General features: G+C 25.5%; 5 protein-coding genes and 1 pseudogene. 1 reads left to right on the top strand and 5 read right to left on the bottom strand.

Annotation, left to right across the window (positions count from 1 at the left end; genetic code table 11):
- From B5G32_RS13115 to B5G32_RS13105, 3 genes and pseudogenes are all read right to left on the bottom strand, one after another.
- A pseudogene (locus tag B5G32_RS13115) lies at positions 1-218 on the bottom strand (CAP domain-containing protein); the annotation flags it as partial.
- A gap of 21 nt (positions 219-239) precedes the next feature.
- Entirely contained in the window at positions 240-1,664 is a 1,425-nt protein-coding gene (locus B5G32_RS13110) for a hypothetical protein (protein ID WP_087936912.1), read from the bottom strand.
- A 19-nt stretch (positions 1,665-1,683) separates the two neighbouring features.
- Entirely contained in the window at positions 1,684-3,432 is a 1,749-nt protein-coding gene (locus B5G32_RS13105; protein WP_087936911.1) for a sigma-70 family RNA polymerase sigma factor, read from the bottom strand.
- Positions 3,433-3,784: 352 nt separating this feature from the next.
- Between B5G32_RS13105 and B5G32_RS13100 the strand changes: the two genes are divergently transcribed.
- Entirely contained in the window at positions 3,785-3,952 is a 168-nt protein-coding gene (locus tag B5G32_RS13100) for a helix-turn-helix domain-containing protein (protein WP_239386261.1), read from the top strand.
- Positions 3,953-3,991: 39 nt separating this feature from the next.
- Here B5G32_RS13100 and B5G32_RS13095 read toward each other — a convergent pair whose 3' ends face one another.
- Together B5G32_RS13095 and B5G32_RS14035 are read right to left on the bottom strand one after the other, a co-directional pair.
- On the bottom strand, positions 3,992-4,858 hold the full coding sequence (locus B5G32_RS13095) for a hypothetical protein (protein ID WP_143746664.1): 867 nt from the start codon (positions 4,856-4,858) through the stop codon (positions 3,992-3,994).
- Between the two features lie 33 nt (positions 4,859-4,891).
- The coding region (locus B5G32_RS14035; protein WP_204209756.1) for a hypothetical protein at positions 4,892-5,287 on the bottom strand (396 nt) is incomplete at its 5' end.

Genomic DNA, 5,287 nt, shown 5'->3' with positions numbered 1-5,287 from the left:
TTGATGTCAGATACTATATCTTTATTTGTTTGTTCAGTATCAATATAATCATTGATATTTGTAGATAAAGTTTTTCCATATTCCAAAGTCTTTGTTTTTTCTTTTAAATGTATTGGATTGTTTGTGATAATAAGAAATGTAGTAATTAAACAAATTATAACAATGATAAAAATTAAAATTAAAAATTTATTTTTTTGGTTTTTAATAAAATTTTGCATAATTATTTATACTCCTTTTTGTTAATCTACTTCAACTAATTCATCACCATTCATTATATCATACCAAAAAATTTGACCATATTCTGATACAAAGTAGGTTGCAACATGATTTGTAATTCCTTCTCCAGCTGCAGGATTATCAACTCTAGAATAAATAACATAACCATTCATACCATTTGTGGTATCAGTGTCACACATAAAGAATGGGGTGCTTTTAAGGTTTAAACGTTTTATAATGTTTTTATAATGTTCTGAATTTACTACAATATCAAGAGCTTCATCTTCATTTTCCACTTTTTCAAGTTTCTGACCAATTTTATTAACTATATTTATTGTAATGTCTTCAGTAGTCGTGTTTCCGGATTCATCTTCAGCCGTTACTGTAGCCTCATATATACCTAGTTTTGAATAATCAACTTTTGAATCATCAACAGATATAGTGCATTTATCAAGGTCTTTTGCATTAAATTTGTTAGATAATTCCTTTTCAGAAGGTTTTTTATTTTTTTCAAATTCTAATTCATTCTTTAAATTGATAAAATTTGGTGCAGTTGTATCTTTTACATAAAGATATATGATCTCTTTTTTATCTTTATAAGTAAAAGCTATTTCGTATTCACCTATTTGTGGATAATTTTTGTCCTTCTCAACTTTTATGTTTGAAGTATCCATCTTTATTTTGGAAATTAGGGATTTATTTGTTAAATCAGAATCTATGTAATCATGAATATTCGTTGACAGTTGTTCACCATATTCTAAAGACAAATATGTATTTTTTAAAACAAAATCATTATTTGCATCCACCTTTTTATAAATTCTTTTTTCATCAACCAAATCAACTTCCAAATTTTCATCTTTCAATTCAAATATTAAATCCTTTTTTTGTTTATTTAAAATCATTGAACAAATAATTTTATTTTCTTCTACTTTGTTACTTAAGAAAAAATCCATTTCCTCTGAATTATCGTTATATCTATCAGCATCCTCTCTTGTGTCTTGAAAAGAAAATGCTTCCCACTCACCTTCGATATCATATTTTCCTTCAAAACTATTATCCAGTTTTTTTAATTCAACACACATTCCATCTGAATAAAATTCTAAATTATCTTTCATTTTCATTGATATTTTTGGTTTTATTTCACCATTTTCTCTTGTGATGATTTCCCAAGACAAACTATCATTTTGACATTCGATATTTATTCTTTCGAAAGTTTCAATACCTAATGAATCGTTATTTTCAACGATTTCTTCTTTCTCATCAGTTATACGTGAATAAAAATACCATGATCCGTTTAATGGATTTAAACTTTTTTTAAAAAATATTATTAAGCCACTACATAAAAGAATGACTATCACAATACCTAGTAATAAAAATTTTGTTTTTCTTTGATTAAAGATTATTTGTTTTTTTGTTTTTAAACTTATTTCCATTTTATTTGTTTCCATATATTTTAAACTCTCCCCATTATTCAAATTCAGATAATTTTAACCAAATTAAATCAGTTCTGACAGCGTATTTATTCTTTAGTTCTTCATAATCAGATTCTGTTGCATTATCAATAAAATATGCATTTTCGCCATCCCAATCTGCAAAATAATAATTGTTTTCATCTTGTGATATTGAAATTTCAGCTTCTAGTTTAAAGTTATGTGGCTTAAGATAGTAATAAGACAAGACATTAGAAAGTGCTCCACCACTAGCAAATTTCCTAATCATACCATTAGAGCAAATATTATACAAAATTCTTTCACCTACTATTCCGTTCTCTAAACTACTACCAAATAGTGGCCAGACTTGACCATCTGAAGCAACTGTGTAGCCATTATACAATGTAGTTTTATCGCTTATGAACAATTCTGGTATGTCATCATCATTTATATCAATAATTGTATAATATAAAATTATTTTTTCATCTGTATTTTGTTGTAGAGTATATAAGCCTGTATTAACTAATTCGGCATCTTCAAATGAAAAATTATTATTTTCAAAATCTTGATAGTATTTTAAAAAATCATGATAATATTTGTTTGCTGTAGTATAGATATTTAATTTATTTTCGGTTTGTTGAATAAAATTGATGTTGTATTTTTCGTATTCATTTAAATTTTGCATATAACTTTTATCAAATTCTTCAGGCTCTATAGTCCCTTTATACCAGTTCTTGCTTTCAAAATAATTTGCATATTTTTCATCAGCAAACTTTCTACCATGTCTAGCAAATATCTCATTTCTTGCAAAAGGTAACATTGATTCAGATATTGATTCAATGTCTTCACTAGTAAGATATTCTTTATCACTATTTGGAAATATATATTCATTTATTTGATTATCATTCGATGTTACATTTTGTTCTAAGTTTTCATTAATTGTAGGTTGTGTAGTTTGAATTTTATTTTTTTGATTATTTTTATATGCAATTACACCACCAGTAACTGCTGTTAAAGAACAACATGTAATTATTGCTTTTCTTGCTATTGCTTTACTTATAAGCTTTTTTTGTGGAGTTATTTCTTTTATTTTAGATATAATTTGTTCTAAAAAGCCACAACTAGAAGTGTTTAAAACAAGTTTGGGAATTTCTGTAGCTTTTGCATCTTCTTTTAAAATCCATCCAATGAAAGGAATAAGTGGTAATGCAAATAGTGTATTACCTTGTTGTTTATATGTTTGAATTTTCTGTTCAAGAGATTTTTTCGCATAGTTAATTCTACTCTTGATGGTATTTTCACTGCATTCAAATATTTCAGCAATTTCTTTTATTTTTAATTCTTCAAAATATTTCATTATTAATGCACTTTTCTGTTCAAAAGGTAATTCATTAATAAATTCACGAATAATTTCTTTATCATGTTCATAATTAGTTTTTTCATCAGGAATAAATTCTTGATTTGTATCTTCTATATCTACTTGGTATTTTTCTTCAATATCAGAGAATGGAATATCCACTCTCTTTTTATATTCATTTAAACATGTTCTATTCACAATTTTGTAAATCCATGATTTATATAGCTTTGGATTTTCAATTTGATCAAGTTTTGTAAATGCAATAACATAAGCATTTTGCAATACATCTGCAATATCTTCATCATTTTTTAGCATTGATTTGGCAATGATATAACTTTTTTGATATGTGTTATCGTAAATGATTTTAATAGCTTCCTCATTTCCTTTTTTTGCATATTTTATTAAATCTTCATCATTTTTTATTTTCATTAACTTTCTTCTCCTCTTAAATTAGTAATGATTTTGATAAAAATAGAAATATATAATTTATCTATATTTTCTTTATCTTTATCATTTAAATAATTCAGGCTATCTTTTATGATATGAATTATTTCTTTTCTTCCCATTATTTTCCATAATTAAACAAAATTTCCTCCTCTCTTATTATATAGACAATTTGAATATAAAAAAAGTTTTAAAAAAATATATTTTTTTAATTAAATATATTATTTATTATAATCTATTGTGGACATAATCACAATATGACATTTGTGTTTAATATATATAATTGTAATCAAAGAGGGTGATTACGATTATAAACTATGAACCTTTATGGGAGACAATGAAAAAGAAAGATATTTCACAGTATTATTTATTAAAAAATGGGATAGATAATAAAACATTAAATAGATTGAAACATAACCAAAATATTACGGTATTAACTTTGCTACGTTTATGCGTAATCTTAGATTGCACCCCTAATGATATTTTGAAACTTGATAAAGAATAAAAAAACTTGCTTCCAAAAATGGATCAGCAAGTTTTTTTATTAAACATTAAAACTATCGTTGATTAACTCCATATTTTTCAACATATTAAAATCAATTTGTTTCTTTTTGTTTAAAATATGTTTCTCGAGCTTTTCTATGGTTATAAGAGAGTTTTGATTTCTAAAAACCACTTTCCAATCAGTTCCCTTAATCATTTTCTTGTCATAAAATAAATTTCTTAATGCAGTAAGATTCAATATAATTTTTTGATTGTCTTCAGAAGCTGAAATACTATATAACACTTCCAAATATATATCTGAAATTAATGAATAAAATGTATTATTGATGTTCTTTGAATTCTTCAAATAATAGTTGAATTTCCCCATTTCAAGAGTTTCGTTAGTGAACTTTGTATAGGTTTTAACAATATCCATATACTCTTTATAGTATTTAACATATTCCTTATGTTTCTCACTCTCTCTTATGATTCTTTTGTGCGAAACATTTATTGATTTTGTTTCATTAGAAATTTTAGCTACTGTTTTCATATATTTTTTTGCAAGTTGCTTATTGTTGTTAAAATATTCAAATATCATGTCACTAAAAATTTCTTTATCATTGCTCTTTATTAAGTTGCTAATATCCTTTTTGAATCGAAGATAGAACTTCTGCAAAGGTAATGTCATGGTCTTTTCTTTTTCAAAGTTAAGTTCATCTTCATAACCACCTGCTGAAACATTATTTTTTAAACATTTTGTTATAAGAGTATTCAGTCTATCTATTTCCGGAAGATTATCATTATATTTATTTAAGTATATAGATAACATTAGAAAATTATCTTCTACTGAAGCGTTCTTGAAAATTAACTTCTGTTTGATTTTGCTACCATAATGCTTGTTAATTTTTTTTAAAATCATTATTTGCACAGTGAGCCTACTAAAAACCTCAAAATCCTTATTTTATCGGGATTTTGAAGCATAGAAATCTCTGTATCTTAATGATTTGGTAAGGTGTATGGCGCTATTTAGTACCATTTCGACCTTTTCTAGCTTATCAGCTGGGGGATTGGATATAAAGCAATATAGATTAATGTAATGCTGTATATCATCTCTAGAAAATCCTGGATGAGATCTTAGAAATCGTTTTAGTAAGTAACACTGCCTGTTTATGGGATTCAATGGATTATCTTTATCTTTGCATTTTTTTAGCTTATTTGCATCATATGATTCATCACTTAGTTTCAATTCTTTTATCAGAATCTTATGACTTTTTTCTTTGTCATGTATAAGATGCGATCCAGGCTTAATATGATTTATGAATGTGTCCTTTGTTTTCTTTTGGCATGTTTTTCCAAA

It is taken from the genome of Massilimicrobiota sp. An80, from assembly GCF_002159255.1.
GTDB lineage: Bacteria > Bacillota_I > Bacilli_A > Erysipelotrichales > Coprobacillaceae > Allocoprobacillus > Allocoprobacillus merdigallinarum.
The sequence above is the reverse complement of the archived record's forward strand: the minus strand, read 5'-3'. Positions and strand labels throughout refer to the sequence as shown.